The organism is Vibrio eleionomae (assembly GCF_009874545.1).
Taxonomy (GTDB): domain Bacteria; phylum Pseudomonadota; class Gammaproteobacteria; order Enterobacterales; family Vibrionaceae; genus Vibrio; species Vibrio nitrifigilis.
The window spans coordinates 25,903-47,073 of the sequence record NZ_WEKT01000015.1 but is presented as its reverse complement, the minus strand read 5'-3'; the positions used below and the strand labels follow the sequence as shown (position 1 = coordinate 47,073).

At 45.1% G+C, this 21,171-nt stretch carries 18 protein-coding genes and 1 riboswitch; of the genes, 4 read left to right on the top strand and 14 right to left on the bottom strand.

The features are described 5' to 3' along the window. Nucleotide 1: 1 nt before the first annotated feature. The 7 genes from F9817_RS10455 to F9817_RS10425 all read right to left on the bottom strand — a co-directional run bounded on the left by F9817_RS10455 (nt 2) and on the right by F9817_RS10425 (nt 7,002). A complete protein-coding gene (locus F9817_RS10455) occupies nt 2–1,015 on the bottom strand; it encodes a HoxN/HupN/NixA family nickel/cobalt transporter (protein ID WP_345789723.1) in 1,014 nt (337 codons plus the stop codon). 381 nt (nt 1,016–1,396) lie between these two features. After that, entirely contained in the window at nt 1,397–1,858 is a 462-nt protein-coding gene (gene nikR, locus F9817_RS10450) for a nickel-responsive transcriptional regulator NikR (protein ID WP_161155228.1), read from the bottom strand. A 17-nt stretch (nt 1,859–1,875) separates the two neighbouring features. Further along, nucleotides 1,876–3,240, bottom strand: coding sequence for a type III glutamate--ammonia ligase (glnT, locus tag F9817_RS10445; RefSeq protein WP_161155226.1), 1,365 nt, complete (start codon nt 3,238–3,240; stop codon nt 1,876–1,878). 83 nt (nt 3,241–3,323) lie between these two features. After that, a complete protein-coding gene (locus F9817_RS10440) occupies nt 3,324–4,064 on the bottom strand; it encodes a creatininase family protein (protein WP_161155224.1) in 741 nt (246 codons plus the stop codon). A 10-nt stretch (nt 4,065–4,074) separates the two neighbouring features. Beyond that, nucleotides 4,075–4,983 carry an ABC transporter ATP-binding protein gene (locus tag F9817_RS10435; RefSeq protein WP_161155222.1) on the bottom strand — a complete coding sequence of 303 codons (909 nt, stop codon included), beginning with the start codon at nt 4,981–4,983 and terminating at the stop codon, nt 4,075–4,077. 20 nt (nt 4,984–5,003) lie between these two features. Beyond that, a complete protein-coding gene (locus tag F9817_RS10430; RefSeq protein WP_161155220.1) occupies nt 5,004–5,966 on the bottom strand; it encodes an ABC transporter permease in 963 nt (320 codons plus the stop codon). A gap of 31 nt (nt 5,967–5,997) precedes the next feature. Continuing rightward, complete coding sequence (locus F9817_RS10425) at nt 5,998–7,002, bottom strand: ABC transporter substrate-binding protein (RefSeq protein ID WP_161155218.1); 1,005 nt, start codon at nt 7,000–7,002, stop codon at nt 5,998–6,000. A 476-nt stretch (nt 7,003–7,478) separates the two neighbouring features. After that, nucleotides 7,479–7,579: riboswitch (guanidine-I (ykkC/yxkD leader) on the top strand. Between the two features lie 341 nt (nt 7,580–7,920). Between F9817_RS10425 and F9817_RS10420 the strand changes: the two genes are divergently transcribed. The 4 genes from F9817_RS10420 to atzF all read left to right on the top strand — a co-directional run bounded on the left by F9817_RS10420 (nt 7,921) and on the right by atzF (nt 14,808). Then, nucleotides 7,921–8,661: an urea amidolyase associated protein UAAP1 gene (locus F9817_RS10420; RefSeq protein ID WP_161155216.1), complete on the top strand. Its 741-nt coding sequence runs from the start codon at nt 7,921–7,923 to the stop codon at nt 8,659–8,661. 12 nt (nt 8,662–8,673) lie between these two features. Then, nucleotides 8,674–9,312, top strand: coding sequence for an urea amidolyase associated protein UAAP2 (locus F9817_RS10415; RefSeq protein ID WP_161155214.1), 639 nt, complete (start codon nt 8,674–8,676; stop codon nt 9,310–9,312). A 109-nt stretch (nt 9,313–9,421) separates the two neighbouring features. Continuing rightward, complete coding sequence (gene uca / locus F9817_RS10410) at nt 9,422–13,030, top strand: urea carboxylase (protein ID WP_161155212.1); 3,609 nt, start codon at nt 9,422–9,424, stop codon at nt 13,028–13,030. After that, entirely contained in the window at nt 13,030–14,808 is a 1,779-nt protein-coding gene (gene atzF, locus F9817_RS10405) for an allophanate hydrolase (RefSeq protein WP_161155210.1), read from the top strand. Before uca ends, atzF begins: the two co-directional genes overlap by 1 nt. Nucleotides 14,809–14,877: 69 nt before the next feature. On the opposite strand, the gene F9817_RS10400 is transcribed toward atzF, so the two are convergent. The 7 genes from F9817_RS10400 to F9817_RS10370 form a co-directional block, all read right to left on the bottom strand. Continuing rightward, a complete protein-coding gene (locus F9817_RS10400) occupies nt 14,878–15,621 on the bottom strand; it encodes a 5'-nucleotidase, lipoprotein e(P4) family (RefSeq protein ID WP_161155208.1) in 744 nt (247 codons plus the stop codon). 178 nt (nt 15,622–15,799) lie between these two features. Next, a complete protein-coding gene (locus F9817_RS10395) occupies nt 15,800–16,828 on the bottom strand; it encodes a methyl-accepting chemotaxis protein (RefSeq protein ID WP_427916706.1) in 1,029 nt (342 codons plus the stop codon). 214 nt (nt 16,829–17,042) lie between these two features. After that, nucleotides 17,043–17,423, bottom strand: a complete 381-nt coding sequence (locus F9817_RS10390) for a response regulator (RefSeq protein WP_161155204.1) — start codon at nt 17,421–17,423, stop codon at nt 17,043–17,045. A gap of 1 nt (nt 17,424) precedes the next feature. Then, on the bottom strand, nt 17,425–17,673 hold the full coding sequence (locus tag F9817_RS10385; protein WP_161155202.1) for a hypothetical protein: 249 nt from the start codon (nt 17,671–17,673) through the stop codon (nt 17,425–17,427). After that, nucleotides 17,663–19,939 carry a chemotaxis protein CheW gene (locus tag F9817_RS10380; RefSeq protein ID WP_161155307.1) on the bottom strand — a complete coding sequence of 759 codons (2,277 nt, stop codon included), beginning with the start codon at nt 19,937–19,939 and terminating at the stop codon, nt 17,663–17,665. The genes F9817_RS10385 and F9817_RS10380 overlap by 11 nt, the downstream gene beginning before the upstream one ends. 8 nt (nt 19,940–19,947) lie before the next feature. Further along, nucleotides 19,948–20,319: a response regulator gene (locus F9817_RS10375; protein ID WP_161155200.1), complete on the bottom strand. Its 372-nt coding sequence runs from the start codon at nt 20,317–20,319 to the stop codon at nt 19,948–19,950. After that, nucleotides 20,316–21,164: a CheR family methyltransferase gene (locus tag F9817_RS10370; RefSeq protein WP_161155198.1), complete on the bottom strand. Its 849-nt coding sequence runs from the start codon at nt 21,162–21,164 to the stop codon at nt 20,316–20,318. Before F9817_RS10370 ends, F9817_RS10375 begins: the two co-directional genes overlap by 4 nt. Nucleotides 21,165–21,171 lie beyond the last annotated feature (7 nt).

Genomic DNA, 21,171 nt, shown 5'->3' with positions numbered 1-21,171 from the left:
TTTAAATCGTACCGACAGGCATCTTATGGTAGCCGCGTAAGCGGTAATTGAGCAAAGAGATTAACCAGCAAGCGATCATTAGGCCGACAATCCAAAAGCCTACGTTCCCTAAATGGTCATTGACGGTTCCAATCCAATGGCTAAATACCGAATCAGTGCCTAATTTATCGGACAATAATCCCATGGCTTCAAATCCACCAATGAAGAGAGCGATAACAAGAGACGACGCGGTGATAGTTAGGTTGTAATAGAGCTTACGAAAAGGTTGCTCAAACGCCCATGAATAGGCTTTGACCATAACGATGTTATCTGCTGAATCGATGAGTGCCATTCCCGCTGCAAATAGGGCGGGGAAGACCATAATCGAACTTAGCGTTAACCCATTGGAAGAACCTGTGGCGGAAATGGCAAGTAAACCGACTTCGGTCGCGGTATCAAAACCCAAGCCAAATAAAAAACCAACCAGATACATTTGCCAACTGTGATTAATGAAGCGAAATAGGCGGCGGTATAACCACGTCATTAACCCTCCGCCGATCGCCGCGTCTTGGTCGAGCGATTTACCTTGCTTAACTTGCTGATATTGCTGCCACACGTCACGACAAATAAAGCCATTGATAATAGCCAGTATTAACAGAAAAAGTGCCGATACTGATGTGCCAATGGTGCCTCCAACTGATTGAAACCAATCAAGTTTATGGCTAAATTGGCTGGCGGCGATGCCAACTAAAGCTGCAGCTAAAATCACAATAGTGGAGTGACCTAGAGAGAAAAATGCACCGACACTAATCGGTTCTTTTCCTTGTTGCATCATTTTTCGTGTCACATTGTCTATGGCAGCAATATGATCTGCATCGACCGCGTGGCGTAAGCCGTAAGTCCATGCAAGCAATGCACTCCCAAGTAAGATTGAGTGACCTTGAAAGGAAATAAATGCCCACAGCCAAATAAAAACATTGAGTGCCGCAAGCCCGACTAATAAGTGGGTGGAACGAGATTTGAGCGAAATAGTCACAATAAGCACCTTAAAGCATGAATGGTGTTCAATAATTTTTGAACGATATACCCCAAAAGTGAATCACTTCTCATTGAACCTGAGTCTAAGGTTACTTGGGTATAAACCATAATAATGAAAGGGATATGGCGAAAATATACGCCGCTGATCTATAGAGTGCTACTCTCCAGTAAGAACATTTTATGCAAAAGTATGATTATTCGAACTTGTGATGATCTCGATCAACTGAGCCTAATCTGGCTAACGTTGATCCAAATGACCTCCAGATGCAGGATTCAGAGCTTCATCAACGAGCCGAGGTCAAGCTCAATCTCGGCAGGAATGGCATTCCTTTTTAACGTATAAAATAAAGGCCAAACGAACGTTTGGCCTTTATTGATGTTATTTGCTATGTAGGGGAGGCAAGATTGCCGTTGCCTCAGCCATCAATTGTAGTTTGGCGGATATCACGCCTTTTAAAATCGAAAATTTGTCGATGATGTCTTGCAGAGTATTCGCAGGTCCCTGCACCAAAATCACTTCCATGATTTTATCTTCAGTTAGATGCACGTGTAATGAGCTGATCACCTCATCAATGTGTTCGAACTGCAGATCACTCAAGCGTTTTTGTAATCCACGTGTATTGCGATCATAGAAAAGGGTAATCGTTCCAACCATGACATTGGTACCGAGCTGAGCTTTTTGTTCAATCAACTGCTGATTGACCATGTCGCTGATGGCTTGGGAGCGGCTGCTGTAACCTCTTAGTTCCACCATATCATCTAGTTCGTTCAACACATCAGGGTCCATAGAGACACTGATGCGACTTACAGAACTAGAGGGCTTATCGGCCTGTTGTGTCATGTAAATACCTTCAATAATTAAAACATGTCCATGTAACGTTCGCGTTCCCACTCACTGATGGTTAGATGGTACGCTTCCCATTCTAGAGTTTTGTAGCGGATAAACTCTTGTTTTAGTTCTGTGCCTAGGGTTTCTTCCACCAAAGGATCCGTTGCAAACGCTTCTACTGCATCTTGCAGCGTATGAGGAAGAAATTCAATCCCTCTATCTCTGCGTTCTGTATCATTGATTTCGTAAAGGTTATCCTCATTTGGATGGCCTGGGTCAATTTGTTCACGAATACCTTCTAAGCCGGCAGCAAGTGCTAGGCTACATGCTAGGTAAGGGTTAACCGCACCATCTGCGTTGCGCGATTCACAGCGGCCGCCTTTAAATGGCACGCGCACTGAGTTAGTGCGGTTATTCGAACCGTAGGAGTTAAATACAGGAGCCCAAGAAAATGTTGCCATTTCACCGCGACGAACCAAGCGCTTATAGCTGTTGACGGTGGGAGCAAAAGCAGCACACAGGGCGCGGCCGTGTTTCAATATGCCACCAATGAAGTGATAGCCCAGCGGTGTTAGGCCTAAACCACGAGGATCATCGGCTGGGTCACACTCAAATAGGTTTTCTTTGGTTTCAATATCATAGAGAGACATATTGAAGTGAGCGCCATTACCGGTTTTATCCGCAAAGGGCTTTGGCATCATGGTTGCAACCAAGCCTTCACCATCGGCAAAATGTTTTGCCATAAAACGGAAGAAGGTTAAGCGATCACAGGTTTCTAGTGCATCGGCGTATTTAAAATCGAATTCAAATTGACCGTTGGCGTCTTCATGATCGAACGAATACAGGTCCCAACCCAAATCGTTGATGGTGGAAGCCACTTTATCGAGCCATGAGAAATTATCAACAAAGCCTTGAATGTCATAACAAGGTTTAGTGAGATTATCGCGCTTAACAGGGACAGACACTTTGCCAGTCTGCTCATCACGATCAAGTAAGTAAATTTCACATTCAATACCTAGGTTCATGCCAAAGCCAAGTTCTTTAGCTGCCGCAAGTTGACGTTTGAGCGCAACACGGGTACTCAGTTCATACGGCTTATCTTGAAAATGCAGATCGGCAGGCATCCAAGCCAATTTAGGTTCCCATGGCAACTGAATGATTTTGCTGAGATCAGGAATGGACACCAGCTCTTCATCGTTTGGTGCTTGCCCAAGCCCATCGAGTGCGTAGCCTGTGTAACGTTCGGAGCCTTTCATCATTTGTTGAAGGTGGTCAATAGGCACGACTTTACCTTTTTGAACGCCGTGAATATCGACATAAGCGCCAATACAATACTTCACGCCTTTCTGTTTGAGGTCGTTTTGTATTGTGGTGATCTGTTCTGCTGTGTACATAGGGTATCCTTACCGATTATGACTGACGTGATAGGTCTAGCCTGATGATAAATTTAAAGTTAGGTTAATGTTGTGGATGACTGTTAAGACGTTAACGGTGCACATTCATTGATGCCGTGTTCGACGATGGCGGTTAAATCTTCCACCATCCACGCAAAGCCTTGTTTCCCTTTGTCTAAACTTGCTTGACTTGGGAAACCGGTGACGCCATTTAAACTGGTGTGATTGACCGGATGAGCAAAGACCAAATCTTGGGTGCGGTCAGGATCATCAGCTCGGACGAAATCGTGACTGCGAATCTGCTCAGGTGCAACGGCCATCATTAATGAGGTTTCGGCATCATTAGCATGCCAATCTATGGCATCCGCATGATGAAATTGGTCAACGCGAGGTGACATTTTGCCAGTGCAGGTTAAATTCACCATTAAGTCACTGTATTGTGCGCGTAGCATTTCCAGTGCGCAGCGCAAAGGCGCTTCGTTAGTGACATGACCATTGACTAAAAATAGGCGTCTAACCCCACTTTTATAAGCCCAATCACCAATTTGCTTTACCAGTTGAATAAGCATCACTGGATCAAGGGAGATGGTCCCTGGCCATTTGCTACTATGGCCTAAAGAGCAGCCATAAGGCATCGCCGGTAATACTGGGACATGCGTGCGTGTTGATACCGCGTCACATACCGTTTGGGCCACTACAGTGTCGACGCCACACGCAAGGTGAGGGCCATGTTGCTCAGTGGCACCAATCGGTAACAATGCTGCTCCATTAACGGCTTTTAATACATTGGGAATTTCTTCCCAGCTAAGTTCTGCCCAGTCCATGAGACATTCCTTAAATCACATTATCGTTGACGTTTGTGAGACGAATGATGCGAGAACTAATGTCCAGCTCGTCTTCTTCGTTTACTGGCGGATGAATAAGTTCATCCACCCGGGCGCGAGTGGCTAAGAATTCGGGAGAGTTAAGTTGATCTAAAGAACGAGGGTGGGGAACGGGAACCTCAATCAATTCTTGTACTTCCCCCGGGTGTGCTTTTAAAACCAAAATGCGATCGGCAAGGAAGACCGCTTCATCGAGATCGTGGGTAATAAATAGCACCGTGATATCGATGTTTTTCCAAATATCGAGCAGGTGAGATTGCATTTTGGTGCGCGTTTGGGCGTCCAACGCGCCAAAGGGTTCATCCATCAACAACATGCGAGGTTGAGTTGCAAGCGAGCGTGCAATAGCCACACGCTGCTTCATTCCCCCTGAAAGTTGGTGAGGGTAGTGATCGGCGAAAGATTCAAGACTGACTAAATCGAGCCACATTAGTGCATCAGATTCTGCTTCCATCTTGCTTTTACCGGCCCGTTCTAAACCGAACATGACGTTTTTCTTCACCGTCAGCCATGGGAATAAGGTGTAACCTTGGAACACCATGCCGCGATCTTGTCCTGGTCCGTCAACGGGTTTGCCATCGATAAGAATCTCGCCAGAGGTGACGGTTTCTAATCCTGCCAGCGTGCGAATCAGGCTGGATTTACCGCAACCCGATGGTCCGATCACGCAGACAAACTCACGGCGATGAATCTGAAAATTAACATTTCTTAGCGCTTCGACGGTGCCTTGATGGGATGGATAGCTTTTACATAGATCTTTGACATCTAAAATAACCGGGCGTTGCTTAATCGCATCAAAACGTGCGCGCACTTGTTCCGATTGATCCAAATAACTTGGGAGTGCTGTAGTGTTTTGCATAGTCATTCCTTGCTAGCCGATTAAGCTTTGTTAGTGACAACCCATGGGAAGAGTTTTTTGCCAAGTAAACCGAGTAAAATATCGCAGCCAAGACCGATAAAGCCGATGATGAAAATGGCAGCGAAGACATTATCGAAATGTTGGTAGCGCGCTTGCTGCGTGATATACCAAGTGATACCACTACTCGTACCGATAAGTTCGGCAACGATCAGATAAGTCCAGGCCCAACCGAGCAAAATACGTTGGTCTCGATACAAGTCAGGCAAAATCCCCGGAATGACCACTTTGGTGAGTAAATGTCGTTTCTTAGTGCCTAAAGTAAGTGCTGCCTCAAGTAGGGTGAAATCAAACTTACGCGCGGTGTTGGCAATGATCAGCACTTGTTGGAATAAGGTGCCGATAATAATGATGGTGATTTTAGGGCCATCGTAAATACCTAAGATCGCCACTGCCAATGCGCCAAAAGCAGGTGCTGGCAAGTAACGGAAAAATTCAATAAAGGGTTCGAAAAGTCGCGATATTGCGGTGTATGTGCCGCAAATAATGCCTAAAGGCACGCCGATGATGGAGGAAATGACAAATCCCCAAAAAATAATTTGAATACTGTGCCAAAGGCTTTCGTGCAGCCAAGGTGCTCCCGGTTGGAGCGGTTTTTGGGTAAAACCGTGATACAAGGCTTTCGCAACTTCAATCGGGCCAGGTAAATAGACTGGGTTGGCCGGGTTTCCTTGCGGCAGTGCGAGGTGTTGCTCCGCCATGCGTTTGCTTTCATCGGCAAACAGAGATTTATCGACTAGCATCCCCACTTGGAAATAATCAACCCCACCGGGTTGTGTGACTTCCATTTTTGGATGCCAAATAAAGGGTAGGTAGCTAACGGCTGCCCAAATCAATATGGGTAGCAGGAATGAGAGGGTTCCCAATACTAACCTTTTCTTTGGATCTAACTCGGTTCTCACCGCGAACCATTGCATTTTACTCATTCCTACTACTCCGTATTATTACTGGTTGAGATTATTTAAGTGCTGCTTTAGTTAAAGAATCATCAATGTATGACGCGATTTTTTGCGGCTGTGTATACACGCCGTTGTCGACGTTAAATTTGTCGGAAATAGCAGAAGATCCGTAAAGTGACTCAAATGTGTCGCCTTTGTGCATCACTTTCATCCCTTCTTTTAAGTTAAGTAGACGGGTGCCTTTCAAAATAGGTAAATATTCTTTTGGTGTGACGCCAACACGAGCTGCCATGATTTTTACAGCGTCATCACGGGTCTTAGGATCGTTAATATAAGCGACAACTTTATTCCATACTTTCACCACTTTGAGCCAATCGGCACGGTGTTGGGCTACGCTAGCAGGGTTAACAGCAAGTGCATCGTAGATTAATCCCGGTTCATCTGCTGATGTGTAGATAGGACGTGCACCTGGGGTGTATTTCATTGATTGCCCAGAAACAGGTTGCCAAGCACCGATTGCAGAGACTTCGCCAGAGGCTAATACTTGTGGCAGTTCGTTGGTTTTTGCATTGACGATCTGCACGTCAGATTCTTTCATGCCGTTCTGTTCTAAGCCTTTAAGGAGTAAAAGATGTTCTACAAAGCCTTTTTCTACGGCTACTTTTTTGCCTCTCAGATCTTTAATACTGCGAATGCCCGGCTTGCCGATGATCATATCGTTACCATTTGAATAGTCGGTCACCAAAATCATGCGGCTTTTTGCACCGCTGGCACCAGTAACCAGAGCATCGCCATTGGTCATCGTCACCGCATCCACTCGGCCCGCAGCGAACGCATCGATAGAGGCTGAATAATCAAACCATTCAAAATCGACATCGACGCCAGCTTTATCAAACCAACCTTTATCAATTGCCACTTGCCATGCAACCCAGCCAGGCCAGTCGCTATAGCCAATTTTTAACGTTTCGGCTTGAGTTGCAAAGGCGGCCATCGATGCCATCACTGGAATGAGGGCCTTTAAAAGGGTGCGTTTAATTAAAGAGGGTTTCCTTACTCCAAACATAATTTTTCCTTAAATGTGAGTTTTATTAGGTTATGTTTCTTGTTGTGGTATTACTAATGTTAAAATTAGTAATACTAATGTCATAAGCAATCATTGTTCCAATATGGTAATTAATTATTTAACTAATTGAATTAAATGTATTTAACTGGATTTTATAGTATTACTATATTTGTAATTGGTAATACTTATTGTGTTTTTTTGGTGCAGGTATGCACTGATATGAAGCGTATGGGACGAAATTAAGGGCGCAACGAGCGATGAGCTGAGTCTGTTTAATCGGGATAATGTGTCTATTAGCAACACTCATGGCTAATTTAATGAACTAATAATCATGCACTTATATTATTAATATTCAGTTTAGCTGGTATGCGATTACTGGAGTTGGCATCAAGTTTGCTAACTCTAATTCGTTGGTAGACGAGAACTGTATCTATCTTATGGTTGGTTCAGTTAGTCAAACCTATACCACAATCTGTTCAAAGGACATCTAGGGTTCCGGCTGCAAAAGCAGTGTCTGGTCCGAGAGTTGTCAACCTCTATTTATGAGGTCACACGGCGGGACAAAAGCCCGGGAGATTAACCAAGCGTGAGCTTGAGAAGTTACCCGTATGGCGAACGTCATGTGATGAAAAATAGAGGTTCTTATGCATACTATCCGTTATCTAATTAAAACAACGTTTACTTCGACAGCCAAATTATTAGTCAATGGCTGTCTATGTCTGTTTGATCTCATTTATTGGTCATTGACGACTTGCGCCACTCTTCCCGTTAAGTTCTGTCTTATTCACAGTAAATTTTGTACTGAGACGAGGCGAGTCTGCACTCAAGACATTGGTCTATCGTAATTTCTTGCGTCATTGCGTTAGGTGACAATGTCACTTTAGTCTGTGACATATTAAAGCAAAAGGAGAATGTGAAATGTCATCAAATTTTGAACCACTCTTAACCGATTTAATTCCAGGTGCTTCGCACTGGTCAATGGTGATTCCGAAAGGTCACACGTTACGTTTGAAAGACGTCGAAGGCGGCGCGAATTTAAGCGTGCTGTTTTACAATCCAAAGAATTTGTTGGAGCGCTACAACGCGCCCGATACATTGAAATGCCAGCACACCTTTAAATTAACCACTGGTAATTGCCTATATTCCGATATGGGACGTGTGTTTGCTTCTATTGTTCGTGACGACACGGGTTGGATTGATACCGTGACAGGTGTGGCGAATAAGAAAAAAGTCGCTGATAAGTGGGGCGATCGTGATTATCAACACGAGCGCAACCATTGGAAACAAAACGGTTATGACGCTTTGTTGGTGGAAGTAGCAAAATATGGGCTAGGGCAACGCGATATCGCGGCTAACCTTAATCTCTTTACCAAGGTATCGACCGACAGTGAAGGCATGATGCACTACACCCCAGAGCATAGTAAAGCAGGGGACATCATTGAGCTACGTATCGAAATGGATACTTTAGTGGTCTTTACGACATGTCCGCATCCTATGAATCCTGCCACTGACTACCCTTACAAGCCAGTTGAAGTATCGGTCGCGAAGGCCGCACCAATGCAAGAAGACGATGTATGTTTGAACTCTCGACCAGAAAACCGTCGTGGTTTTGAAAACAACCGTCGTTACCATTTCACTGCAGATTTACTGACTCACTAAGGAGACCTTGTCATGATCGTTGAAAGCCAATTACACCCAGAACAAGCCGTGTGTCGTGATGTGTTGCCTGCAGGTGATTACTACCTAAAAGAAGTGAAAAAGGGTCAGACGTTTCGCATCTTGGACTCAGAAGGTAACCAAGCAGCGGATACGCTGTTTTATAACGCTCGTAACACTGCCGAGCATTACAGTGCGGTCGATACCATCCGCGAGCAGGGCAATGTTTATCTTTCTACAGGAACCAAATTGTTGTCTGACCAAGGGAATGTGTTGCTAGAAATCGTTGCGGATACGTGTGGCCGTCATGACACCTTAGGCGGTGCGTGTGCCACAGAAAGCAACACAGTTCGCTATGCGATTGAGCGCAAGTGCATGCATGCTTGTCGTGACAGCTGGTTGCTGGCACTCAGTGAGCATCCTGAGCTGGGTATGGACAAGCATGACATCACCCATAACATCAATTTCTTTATGAACGTGCCCATTACTGAAGAGGGCGGCTTGACGTTTGAAGATGGTATTAGCGCACCGGGTAAATACGTCGAAATGAAAGCTCATATGGATATTTTGGTGTTGATTTCTAACTGTCCACAGCTTAATAACCCATGTAATGCATACAATCCAACGCCAGTTGAATTACTGATCTGGGATTGATCATCAAAGTAAATGCAAACCCCCAGCACAGGGTACGACGCGTAGGGGACGACCTCTAAAACTCACGCGAAGCGACCACCGGGACGACCCGGTCTTTGGGAACTGAATTATGTTACAAAAGGTACTGATTGCTAACCGAGGTGCGATTGCGTGCCGTATTATTCGTACGTTAAAACGAATGAACATCACGAGCGTGGCAGTGTATAGCGAGGCGGATGCACAGAGTCTGCATGTTACTGCGGCTGATGAAGCCTATTCATTAGGTGAAGGTGGCGCAAGTGCGACATATCTTGATATCGATAAAATCATAGCGATCGCGAACCAGCACGAAGTGAGCGCGATTCACCCTGGTTATGGTTTTTTAAGTGAAAACCCTGAATTTGTTGAGCGCTGCGAACAAGAAGGCTTAGTCTTTTTAGGCCCAACACCGAAGCAGATTCGTGAATTTGGTTTAAAGCATTCCGCGCGCGCCATTGCGTTAAACGCGAATGTCCCACTTCTTCCTGGGACTGAACTTCTCGACAGCTGCGAGCAAGCACTAAGTGAAGCGGAAAAAATCGGTTATCCCGTCATGCTAAAAAGCACGGCTGGTGGCGGTGGTATTGGTATGCAGCGCTGTTATAGCGCGCAAGAATTAAACTTAGCTTATGACTCAGTAAAACGTCTGAGTGAAAACAATTTTAGTAATGGTGGGCTGTTCCTTGAAAAATACATTGAGGAAGCGCGTCATGTTGAAGTGCAAATTTTTGGTGATGGAGCTGGTCACGTATTAGCGATTGGCGAGCGAGATTGTTCTGCGCAACGTCGTAACCAGAAAGTGATTGAAGAGTGTCCGGCACCGCACCTTTCTGACGAAACACGTCATGCGCTGCACAATACGTCAGTGCGTCTGGCCGAAGCGGTCAATTATCGCAATGCAGGCACCGTAGAATTTATTCTCGACCAGCAGACTCATGCGTTTTATTTTTTAGAAGTGAATACCCGTCTCCAAGTCGAACATGGTGTGACAGAAGAAGTTTATGGCATTGATTTGGTTGACTGGATGGTCTCTTTGGGCGCGGGCGATTGGCATTACCATGATCATCAAGTCTTATCTGCCAATGGTCACTCCATGCAGGTACGTGTGTATGCCGAAGATGCCAATAAACAGTTTCAGCCTTGTGCAGGACTATTGTCTCATGTGCAATGGCCAACGACCGCTGGGCTACGTATTGAGCATTGGATTGAAGCGGGCGTTGAAGTGTCGCCATTTTTCGATCCGATGTTGGCGAAAGTCATTGTGCATGGCAATGACCGCCAAGATTCGCTGGCTAAAATGGCTGCTGCGCTGCGCGATATTTCAATTTATGGCGTTGAGCATAACCAAGCATATTTGGCCCAGTTAATTGCCATTGACGCTGTTCAACAAGGCACTGTATTAACTCATACACTGAATGATTTTACTTACCAGCCAAGCACATTTGATGTTCTAAGCGGCGGTACACAAACAACCATTCAAGACTTTCCTGGCCGGGTTGGCTATTGGCATATCGGTGTGCCGCCTTCTGGACCAATGGACAGTGTGAGTTTTCGTCTAGCCAATCAATTATTGGACAATGCCGGCAATTGCGCGGCATTAGAAATGATCATCTCAGGTCCAACGCTTAAATTTAACTGCGACAAACAGTTCGTGCTGACTGGGGCGATCATTGACGCCAAACTCGATGGTGAGGCGCTCACTATGGGTAAGGTCTATTTAGCCAAAGCAGGGCAGACACTTAAACTGGGCCATATCGATAGCTCGGGTGCGCGCAGTTATCTCGCTATCGAAGGTGGCATTGAATGCCCAGAATATCTGGGCAGTCGCGCTACCTTTACCTTGGGGCTGTTTGGTGGTCACGCTGGCCGAGCCATTCGAGCTGGTGACGTGCTTCATGTGAGCTCCGAACCGATGAATCCGGAATTAGCCGAGCGCAGTACATCATTACCTGAGTTTGAAGACGAATGGCAAATCCATGTTATGTATGGCCCGCACGGCGCGCCCGATTTCTTCACTCAAGAAGACATGGATACGTTTTTTGCTGCAACGTGGAAAGTGCATTTTAACTCTAGCCGCACGGGCGTTCGTTTAGTCGGTCCCAAACCCAATTGGGCACGTGCCGATGGTGGCGAAGCCGGTTTGCATCCATCGAATATTCACGATAATGCGTATGCAGTGGGCACCATTGATTTTACCGGTGATATGCCCGTGATTTTAGGCCCTGATGGCCCAAGTTTGGGTGGCTTTGTGTGTCCGGCGACCATTATTAAAGCGGATTTATGGAAAATGGGGCAGCTTAAAGCCGGGGATAAAGTGCACTTTATTCCGGTATCACTTGAGCAAGCCGAACAAGCTGAGCGCCAACAAAATGCGCAAATCGATGCGCTGCAATGGCAATCAACTGCACTCACCGCTGAAAAGATTACGACGCCGATTATTAAGACCATTCCTGCGTCGCGTTACGGGGAGGAAGTGGTGTATCGCCCTAGTGGTGAAGATTTCTTGTTGATTGAGTATGGCCCACAAGTTCTCGATATTCGCCTACGTTTTCGCGTCCATGCATTGATGCTCAAACTTGAAGAGATGAATATTAGTGGCATTCACGAACTGACTCCCGGGATTCGTTCTCTGCAAATTCACTTTGATAACCTCACTTTACCACGCGCTCAGTTGTTGAATTTGCTGGAAGATATTGAAGCACAGCTTGAAGATATCGATACCATGAGTGTTCCAGCACGTATTGTGCGGTTGCCGCTTTCTTGGGATGACCATGCAACGCGTTTAGCGATCCGTAAATACGATGAACTGGTACGCAAGGATGCGCCATGGTGTCCGGATAACATTGAATTTATTCGTCGAATTAACGGTCTGGATTCGGTGGATGACGTGAAGAAGATCCTCTTTGATGCCAGCTATTTAGTAATGGGACTCGGAGATGTTTACCTTGGTGCGCCAGTTGCAACGCCAATGGACCCGCGTCATCGACTCGTGACCACTAAATACAATCCAGCCCGAACTTGGACGCCGGAAAATGCGGTGGGTATCGGTGGTGCTTATCTTTGTGTATACGGTATGGAAGGCCCTGGTGGCTATCAATTTGTTGGCCGTACTCTGCAAATGTGGAACCGTTATCGCCGCACTCAAGAATTTACTCAACCGTGGTTGCTACGCTTTTTTGACCAGATTCAATTTTACGAAGTCAGCGCTGAAGAACTGTTGGATATCCGCGAGAAACATCCACTCGGCCAATACCCACTGCAAATCGAAGAAACGACATTCTCGCTAGCCGACTACGACGCATTGGTGGCGGAGCACAGTGAGGAAATACATCAGTGTAAAGTCAGACAGCAAACGGCATTTGAAGCTGAGCGCCAACGTTGGATTGCCACTGGCCAAGCCGACTTTGTCGCTGAAGAAGGAGATGTCGCTGAAGATGCTGCGATGGAACTAAAAGCGGGTCAAGAAGTGGTCGAGAGCCATGTGGCTGGCAACATCTGGCAAACACTGGTGGAAGAGGGACAAAAGGTAAACGAAGGTGACATTATCATGGTGTTAGAAGCGATGAAGATGGAACTAGAAGTGACGGCACCGGTGTCTGGAACGATCGATGTATTGTGTCATCAAGCTGGAGAACAAGTACATGCAGGTCAGCCACTTATCGTAATTAACACACAGCCATCAAGCGAAGGAGCAGCGTGATGACCCAAACAATTCAAACCTTACCAATAACCATCGAGCAGTTGCTTGAAGGGTATGTATCCAAAAGCATGGGTGTGCGTGATGTGCTGGTAAGCTGCTGGCAGGCGGCGCAACAAGATACCCATAATGCATGGTTGTCGTTACTGAGCGAAGCGCAACTAGAGCGTTACATTGCACACCTAGAAAGTGTTGAGCCGGAAAGTCTGCCACTTTATGGTGTGCCGTTTGCGATTAAAGATAATATTGATTTGGTGGACTTACCTACCACCGCAGGGTGCGAAGCGTATCGTTACCAGCCACAAGAGAGCGCATTTGTTGTAGCACAATTGATTGCCGCTGGCGCTGTGCCATTGGGAAAAACCAATCTCGACCAATTTGCAACGGGGCTTGTAGGAACACGCAGCCCGTGGGGCGCAGCAAAAAACAGCTTTAATCCAGATTATGTGTCAGGTGGTTCGAGCTCTGGCAGCGCAGTCTCTGTGGCGTTAGGACAAGTTTACTTTTCACTCGGTACGGACACGGCTGGGTCAGGCCGCGTTCCTGCTGCCTTTAATAACCTTTACGGATTGAAAGGCACTCGTGGAGCACTTAGTTGTAGCGGTGTTGTACCGGCATGTAAGAGTCTTGATTGTGTGACGATCTTTGCGCGTTCAGCGCAAGATATTGAGCATGTTTTTCCCGTGGCTTGCCAATTTGATGAACAAGATTGTTATAGCCGTGATGTGGATAGCGATGTGCAGCCATTAGAGAGCTTTGCGGGTTTAAAAATAGGGGTGCCAACCTGCGACCATCTCGAATTTTTCGGTAACGATGCGTATAAAAAGCAGTTTGACCTCGCCGTTGAAAAGCTCACTGAACTTGGTGCAGAAGTTGTGGCGTTTGACCTTAAACCATTTGTTGAAGCGGCTAAGTTGCTTTATCAAGGTCCGTGGGTCGCTGAGCGTTATGCTGCTATCGAGTCGTTCTTTAAGGAGCATCGCAAAGAATGTTTACCTGTGATTGAGACCATTATTGGTGGCGCAGAAGGCTTGACTGCAGTTGATACGTTCAAAGCGATTTACCAGTTACAAGCCTACCAACAGCAATGTGACGCGCTGATGGCAAATGTAGACTTGGTGATGACGCCAACAGCGGGATCAACTTATACCATTGATGCGGTAAATGCGGATCCTATTACGCTTAATAGCAATATTGGTTACTACACTAATTTCATGAATTTGTTGGATTATACCGCAATCGCTGTACCTGCAGGGATGACAGAACAAGGTTTACCTTTCGGTGTCACACTCTTTACACGCGCTTTCACGGATACGTGGTTAATTGGCTTAGCTAAAGAGTGGCAAACTCATGCCAATTTACCATTAGGTGCGACCGGACAGTCGCTCATGCCTAAGATGGACATCATGGTATGTGGCGCTCATATGCAAGGGCTGTCGCTAAATCAACAAATGCAAAATATTGGTGGTGAGTTAAAACATAAGGTAAAAACCGCGCCGAATTATCGTTTTTATGCGTTAGCGGGCGGGCCACCATATCGTCCAGGGTTGGTTCGTGATGACCAGCAGGGCAGCACTATCGACGTTGAAGTTTGGACGGTTAATCAAGCCGGTGTTGGTGAGTTACTTGCGCAAATCCCTCATCCATTAGGTCTTGGCAGTGTCGAGCTTGAGGATGGAACTTGGGTAACAGGATTTATCTGTGAGCCTTGTGCAACGCAAGGTGCTACCGAAATCACCCAATTCGGAAGTTGGCGTGCCTACATGGCATCAATAAACTAGGTAAGCCGCAACATAAGAAAACGGCCCGAATGGGCCGTTTTTGTGTCTATCATATCGAATATATGGATATTATTTTTCTTGCCAAGCGTTTAGTTTAGCTTTGGTCCAAGCACCATAGCTCGCGTTAGGGAAGACAATCCAATCTGCACCGAAATGCTTAGCATTTTTCTTCACTAAGTCACGATTATAGTGGGTGTCTTTTTTATTTTTAAATTGAGCAGAGACATCGGGTAGGCTGTCGCCCATTAGCATAATAATTTGATGATCTTTACTAATATTATCGCGGCGTTGCTGTTTTGATAGGCCATATAATAATACGTGATCGTCTTTAACTTGAGGTAAACCTAATTTAGTGAGGGTTTGCATCGTGTATTTTTTATTTTCATTGTAACGGTCGGAAACATAATACACGTTTACATTTTGTGAGTTTGCGTAATCAATAAAGGCTTTGGCACCCGGAATTAATGTTGGATTCCCATTGATTTCCCAATCAGACCAGGTATCCCAACTGGTGTAGTCGTGACAGTTCTGCATATCGCGTACGAGAAGAGCAGAGTTATCTAGGATGGTTTCATCAAGATCCATTACCACCGCAAGCTTGTTGTGGTCTTTTTTCCCTTGCAAAATGGTGGCCAGACGCTGTTGCGCAAAATGGTACGTTTGCAGCCGCAATGCGGCAATTTCCGCAGATTGTTGCTGATAGCGTAGTGCCATTTCATAACTTTTTTCTTGGCAAATATCTTTTGCTTGAACACTGCTTGTTGCTGCTATTAATAGTGCAACAGCCAAAAATGATCCGTGTCGCTTTTTCATTGTAATGATTAACCTTATGAGCTGACTTAAATAGAAAAATACTCCGCGAATATGAACATAATATGTCTAATTAAAAGAAAGACTTGAAATAACACAGCGGAGTTGTTTAGAACTCTAAACAAAAAGCCACCTAATGTTAAGGTGGCTTAGTAAAAACTCTAGGTTGATCAAACAATGGCTAAAATAATTCGACTTTTGGTAGTCCATTGTCTAAAGATGAACCGGCGGAGCTCTCCGCTCCAAAGCCGGCGTCGGCATAATTACAGTGCCTTTCGAAATCGTGTTTATATTCATCCGCCAACTTTCTTAGGGTTTGTGTATATTCCAGTTCTCGACTTCGTAGGTCATTTATACGCATTCCATTGAATAAGTCACCCACGAGCAGATGTTTTTCACGCATTAAGCTCTCAATGCTATCGAGTTTCTGACGAACAATGTCTTGGAACTGAGTACACGCCATACTGCCACTAATATTACGCTCCAGATCATTGGTATAGAGAATAATTTGCGTAATCTGGCTTTCGCTCAATTCACGTACTGCGCTAAAGCTTTCGCGTAAGCTCTGCACTGATTCAATCATTTGATCGGCTTTCACCGTTTGTTCACTGCTTTCCTTATTAGCATTTTCAAAACGGGCAGTCACATCTTTGCGCAAACTCTCAATTTCTTGGCTGATTTGTGCTGTGGCTTCACTCGATCGGATCGCAAGATTACGGACTTCATCTGCAACAACAGCGAAGCCTCGGCCTGCTTCTCCGCAGCGTGCTGCTTCTATCGCCGCATTTAATGCTAACAGATTCGTTTCATTAGCAATGTTGGCAATTACATCGGTGATTTCATTCAGCCCGAGTACACGATTTAATACGTTGTTTACTTCTTCACGTTCGTGACGAATGTTATCCATCAAACTGCGAGTATTATCAGCCAAATGAGAAATAACTCGTGTGTGCTCGTCGAGCGTTTCAATCATGTTTTTAGAATCGAACTCCATATCTTTTAGATAGTGAGTGAAATTAGCCGCAGCGTCATCTAGCCCCGCGATATGAGTGAGAATATCTTCGGTCGCTTTTTGTGCGTCGCCGTTTACGTTTTCAATGTGGTCGGCGACGACGCGGTTCAGATCGCGATATTCTTCAACCCAATCACAAATAGAGGCGACCGTTTCTCGGTGTTTACACATTTCAGCTTGATGCTCATGTTTGACCATGTGAGCGTATTTTTCCGAGAAATGCAGCACCATGGTAATCATCACTGCAAAAATGAGTACGGCTGCTACGGGTAGATGCATCCAACTGGGCATGAGTGGCAGCGCATACAGTATCGCCAAAGCTGATGCTAAGCTCAGCACTATGAGTGAGACGATTAATCTAAATTTATGTTTATGATCTAACCAGTTGAATAAATAGCTACCCATACGCACCTCACGCAATACTACCCGGGAGTACTTGATTGATGACAGTTTTTAGCTGCTCGCCTGCGACAGGTTTTACAAGGTATCCTGTCGCGCCCTTCGCTCGTGCTTCATTACGTTTTTGCTGCTCTTGTTCGGTTGTCAGTACCAAAATAGGTGTAAAACGACAAGATGGCATGGTGCGAGCTTTACCGATGAAAGTAATGCCATCCATTCTTGGCATATTAATGTCGGTAATGATGAGGTTAGGGCGACAGCCATTGTTCAATTTATTAATGGCTTCTTCACCATCGCGGGCTTTTTCAACCTTGAGTCCTAGTCGAGTCAAAATCGACTCTACACTCATTAAAACTGTCGAAGAATCATCGATAATTAGTACGGTTTTGCTCATATTAATCTCCTTGAGAAACGATATCTGCAGCAACTAGCCAGCTCAATAACAATGGATCGGTTGGCAACGCCGTAATTTTGGGTTTATCATACATAAGGGTTTGTAAAACCGATGTATGTAGATGAGAACAGCGCTTAAGATTAATACTAGAAGCAGGAGTGTTCTCTATCCACTCGAACAGTTCTTGAGCTTCCTCGACTGCAACACTATCGATCAAATGTGCTACGCGTGTCTTATATTCAATGGGCATGGCGAACGACCTCTTCAGTGTCTAATACTAATAAAACGCGCCCATCTCCCATAATCGCAGCGCCGCGATAGATAGAAAACGGTGATAACGCCCCTTCAAGTGGTTTAATAATCACATCTTGTCCTTCTTGTAATTTATCGACGGCAAGGCCCAAAATATCATCACCAACCCTCACCACTAATACGGGTTGAATATCGGGTTTGTCGGATGGCTCTCCCATTTGAAAGACATCTTTGAGGTATAAAATAGGCACGGTTTCACCGCGTAAGGTGAAGGTATCAAAGCTTTTGACTCGGCGAATATCTTTGGTGCGATCCACTTTTAGCGTTTGAATCACCGTTTCAATCGGAATAGCAAAAGATTGGTCTGCCAGCTCAAACATCATGACTCGAGAAATGGTCATCGAAAGAGGCAGTATCATGGTGACTTCACTGCCTTTATTCTGCTCAGAGCTTAGGCTCAATGTGCCTCCGTTACGCTCAATGGCTGAACGTACCGCATCCATTCCCACGCCGCGCCCTGACAAATCACTCACCGCTTCCGCTGTGGAGAAACCAGGTTCAAAGATGAGATTGATAACCTCTTGTTGTGACATTCGCTCTAGCTTTGCAGGATCGACCAATTTGTTTTCTAACGCCTTGGTGCGAACCCGCGACTCATCGATGCCTTTTCCGTCATCGCTGATTTTAATGATCACTGAATCGTCGTGAGTGTAGGCGCTTAGGGTAATTTTACCGGTCGGATTTTTACCGTTACGAACACGCTCTTCAGGCATTTCTATGCCGTGATCAAGTGAATTGCGAATTAGGTGTACTAATGGTTCGGATAAGTCCTCAACGATGCTTTTATCTGCTTCGGTTTCTTCACCTTCAATAATGAGATCAACCTGTTTACCCAATTTTTTAGAAATATCTCGAATGAGGCGTGGGTAACGCTGGAATACAGTCGCCATTGGTACCATACGCACTTGCATGACGACGGATTGCAGATCTTCCGCAAGGCGAGAAATGACCGTTTGTTCTGATTTAATGTCTTGCGCTAGTTTGCGTACGCCAAATTCGCTTTCAGCTCGAAATGCGAGGTATTGCATCGAGTTTTTTGCGACAATTAATTCGCCGACCAAATCCATCAGCAAATCGACTTTCTCTTGGTCGACTTTCAGGGTTTTAATCTGCTTCTTTTTCGCTTTCTCAATTTGGTCATTGACCGAAGTGGAAGCGGGAATGTCGGGCGCAATTTGTTCAGTTTCAATAACGGCTCTATTGGCATCAAATGATTGAACAATTCGCTCGAACATTTTCACTAATTGCTCTGGTTCAATATCATCGTGGATCGGCTCCGGCCGATCAATAATCTGGCAGCAGAGTGATTTATATATCTTGATCACTGAACGCATCGTGCCTTGACGAATTTCGGGTGTGGATTGGTTATGACGTAACACATTGATTTGATGTGCGACAATACGTTTGACGTATTCAACACGTTTGTCGATATCTTCTTCTACCGAATCGTCATCATGCTTAAAGCGATAGAGTTCATATTGGTTTTCTATCGGTTCTAAACTGTGGCGTAGTTCTGACTCATCCGCGGATGTAAGCACAAAGAATGTTAACTGGGCTTGGTAAATATCAAACGGGTCCGTATCTGGAGTCAGGATGACTTTTTTCCACAGAGGGGAGCTCACGCTTTTCATCCAAGCGATCGGGTCATCGCCAGAAAAAAAACACTGTGGATCTGGCTGATATTTGATGAGTAAACTGTTGTTGTATTGCTCTACTTGATCGAAACCATCTAACTGCTCCCGGCCTAATTTGTCTGCGAGCCAGTTGATACTCACTGTATCGAGCTCATTAGCTTGTTCTGGCTGAGGGGGATCTTCAATGGTGTTAGAACCTGAGTTAATCGCTTCGAACTGGCCTATCATGTGTTTGCTGATTTGAGCTGCGTCTTCATTGAGATGCTCTTGAGTTTCAAGTTCGTCAAGCCAAAGTAACAGTTGGTCGCAGCCGCTGAGAAAAACATCGATCATGCTGCTATCGAGTGACATTTTCCCATCTCGCACTTTCTGCAGGATATCTTCCATCTTATGCGTTAAGTGGGTAAAAGATTCGATATTCTCAATCACTCCCGATGCACCTTTCACGGTGTGAATAGCGCGAAACAACTCGTTAATAATGTCGCTATTGCTCGGGCTATTTTCTAAATCAAGAAAGCTTTTGGTCGCTTGTTCAATCAGTTCGCGGCTTTCATTGATAAAATTCTCCATCAATGGATTCATGACAGCCCCCCAAACATCAATGTGACGGTTTGTTGTAACTCTTCAGGATTTACTGGTTTAACAATGTACAAGTTCACTCCAACATCTAAGCTTTGTTGTAAATCGCAATCTTGCGCTTCGGTTGAAATCATAATCACTGGTGTCTCAGCAAGCTCTGGACGTGACCGTAGTTCACGTACGAGGGTAAAACCGTCCATTTTCGGCATGTTGATATCAACCAGAAACAGATCGACCGTCTGTTCTAAAGCACGTTCTAATGCTTCAACTCCGTTGGCGGCTTCAATCACAAAGGCACCGATCTCATCTAGGAGTGCTTTGTGGTACATACGTACTGTGGAGGCGTCGTCTACGACCATCACCTTTTTCATGATACGTTCTCCTTCAGCGGTTTTATGTAACCAGTTGATTTTTTATAGCGTTTAATCTTGAACACTGATGAAATTCGACTCATGGATTCAGAGTGTCCGAGAAACAAGATCCCGCCGGGATTAAGCTGTTCATAAAACAGCTCAATCGCATTGCGCCTTGATACATCATCAAAATAAATCAGTAGGTTACGACAAAATATGACATCCATTTTGCCAAGCTTTTTTGCGTCGTGGCGGTTGTTTAAATTGAATTTGGTAAAGCGTACGGATTGGCGAATATCATCGCTGATTTGATACATACCATCGTTTTGCTTGACGAAATAACGATTGATCAGATCCGCAGATAAGTTTTTTACAGCTCGCGCGCTAAATAACCCTTTATGTGCTCGAGTTAGAATTTCTGTGTCAATATCTGACGCAATAATTTCAATATCGACATTGTTTAACTGTGGCCAATGTTCAAGCAGATACAACACAATCGAATAGGGTTCTTCACCACTAGAGCAGGGAATCGACCATATACGCAGTAATTGATCGGGGTTGTTGGCAACCAATTCATCAAGTGTTTCGTCGACCAGAGATTCAAGTTGTGCCGTCTCGCGGAAGAAATAGGTTTCATTCACCGTTAATGAATTAATTAGTGCTTGCAGTTCTTCACCGGTTGATTGAAAACGGAGAAAGGTAAAATACCCTCGAAAGCTATGGTGATTTGTGTCAGCGATGCGTTGAACGATTCTTTTATCAACGAAGTAGCGTTTATTATCTTCAAAGAAAATACCGGTTTTTTGATAAAAGAAATCTCTAAAACGGTAGAAATCAGCTTCGGTTAATGTGACATCACTCATAACCCGC

Bases quoted from the DNA above. Each gene is read 5' to 3' on its own strand.
- F9817_RS10425 (WP_161155218.1), bottom strand. From the start codon at position 7,002: ATGTTTGGAGTAAGGAAACCCTCTTTAATTAAACGCACCCTTTTAAAG.
- F9817_RS10420 (WP_161155216.1), top strand. From the start codon at position 7,921: ATGTCATCAAATTTTGAACCACTCTTAACCGATTTAATTCCAGGTGCT.
- F9817_RS10390 (WP_161155204.1), bottom strand. From the start codon at position 17,423: ATGAGCAAAACCGTACTAATTATCGATGATTCTTCGACAGTTTTAATG.
- F9817_RS10415 (WP_161155214.1), top strand. From the start codon at position 8,674: ATGATCGTTGAAAGCCAATTACACCCAGAACAAGCCGTGTGTCGTGAT.
- F9817_RS10400 (WP_161155208.1), bottom strand. From the start codon at position 15,621: ATGAAAAAGCGACACGGATCATTTTTGGCTGTTGCACTATTAATAGCA.
- glnT (WP_161155226.1), bottom strand. From the start codon at position 3,240: ATGTACACAGCAGAACAGATCACCACAATACAAAACGACCTCAAACAG.
- atzF (WP_161155210.1), top strand. From the start codon at position 13,030: ATGACCCAAACAATTCAAACCTTACCAATAACCATCGAGCAGTTGCTT.
- F9817_RS10440 (WP_161155224.1), bottom strand. From the start codon at position 4,064: ATGGACTGGGCAGAACTTAGCTGGGAAGAAATTCCCAATGTATTAAAA.
- F9817_RS10385 (WP_161155202.1), bottom strand. From the start codon at position 17,673: ATGCCCATTGAATATAAGACACGCGTAGCACATTTGATCGATAGTGTT.
- F9817_RS10375 (WP_161155200.1), bottom strand. From the start codon at position 20,319: ATGAAAAAGGTGATGGTCGTAGACGACGCCTCCACAGTACGTATGTAC.
- F9817_RS10435 (WP_161155222.1), bottom strand. From the start codon at position 4,983: ATGCAAAACACTACAGCACTCCCAAGTTATTTGGATCAATCGGAACAA.
- F9817_RS10380 (WP_161155307.1), bottom strand. From the start codon at position 19,939: ATGGAGAATTTTATCAATGAAAGCCGCGAACTGATTGAACAAGCGACC.
- nikR (WP_161155228.1), bottom strand. From the start codon at position 1,858: ATGACACAACAGGCCGATAAGCCCTCTAGTTCTGTAAGTCGCATCAGT.
- F9817_RS10430 (WP_161155220.1), bottom strand. From the start codon at position 5,966: ATGAGTAAAATGCAATGGTTCGCGGTGAGAACCGAGTTAGATCCAAAG.
- F9817_RS10370 (WP_161155198.1), bottom strand. From the start codon at position 21,164: ATGAGTGATGTCACATTAACCGAAGCTGATTTCTACCGTTTTAGAGAT.
- F9817_RS10395 (WP_427916706.1), bottom strand. From the start codon at position 16,828: ATGGTCAAACATGAGCATCAAGCTGAAATGTGTAAACACCGAGAAACG.
- uca (WP_161155212.1), top strand. From the start codon at position 9,422: ATGTTACAAAAGGTACTGATTGCTAACCGAGGTGCGATTGCGTGCCGT.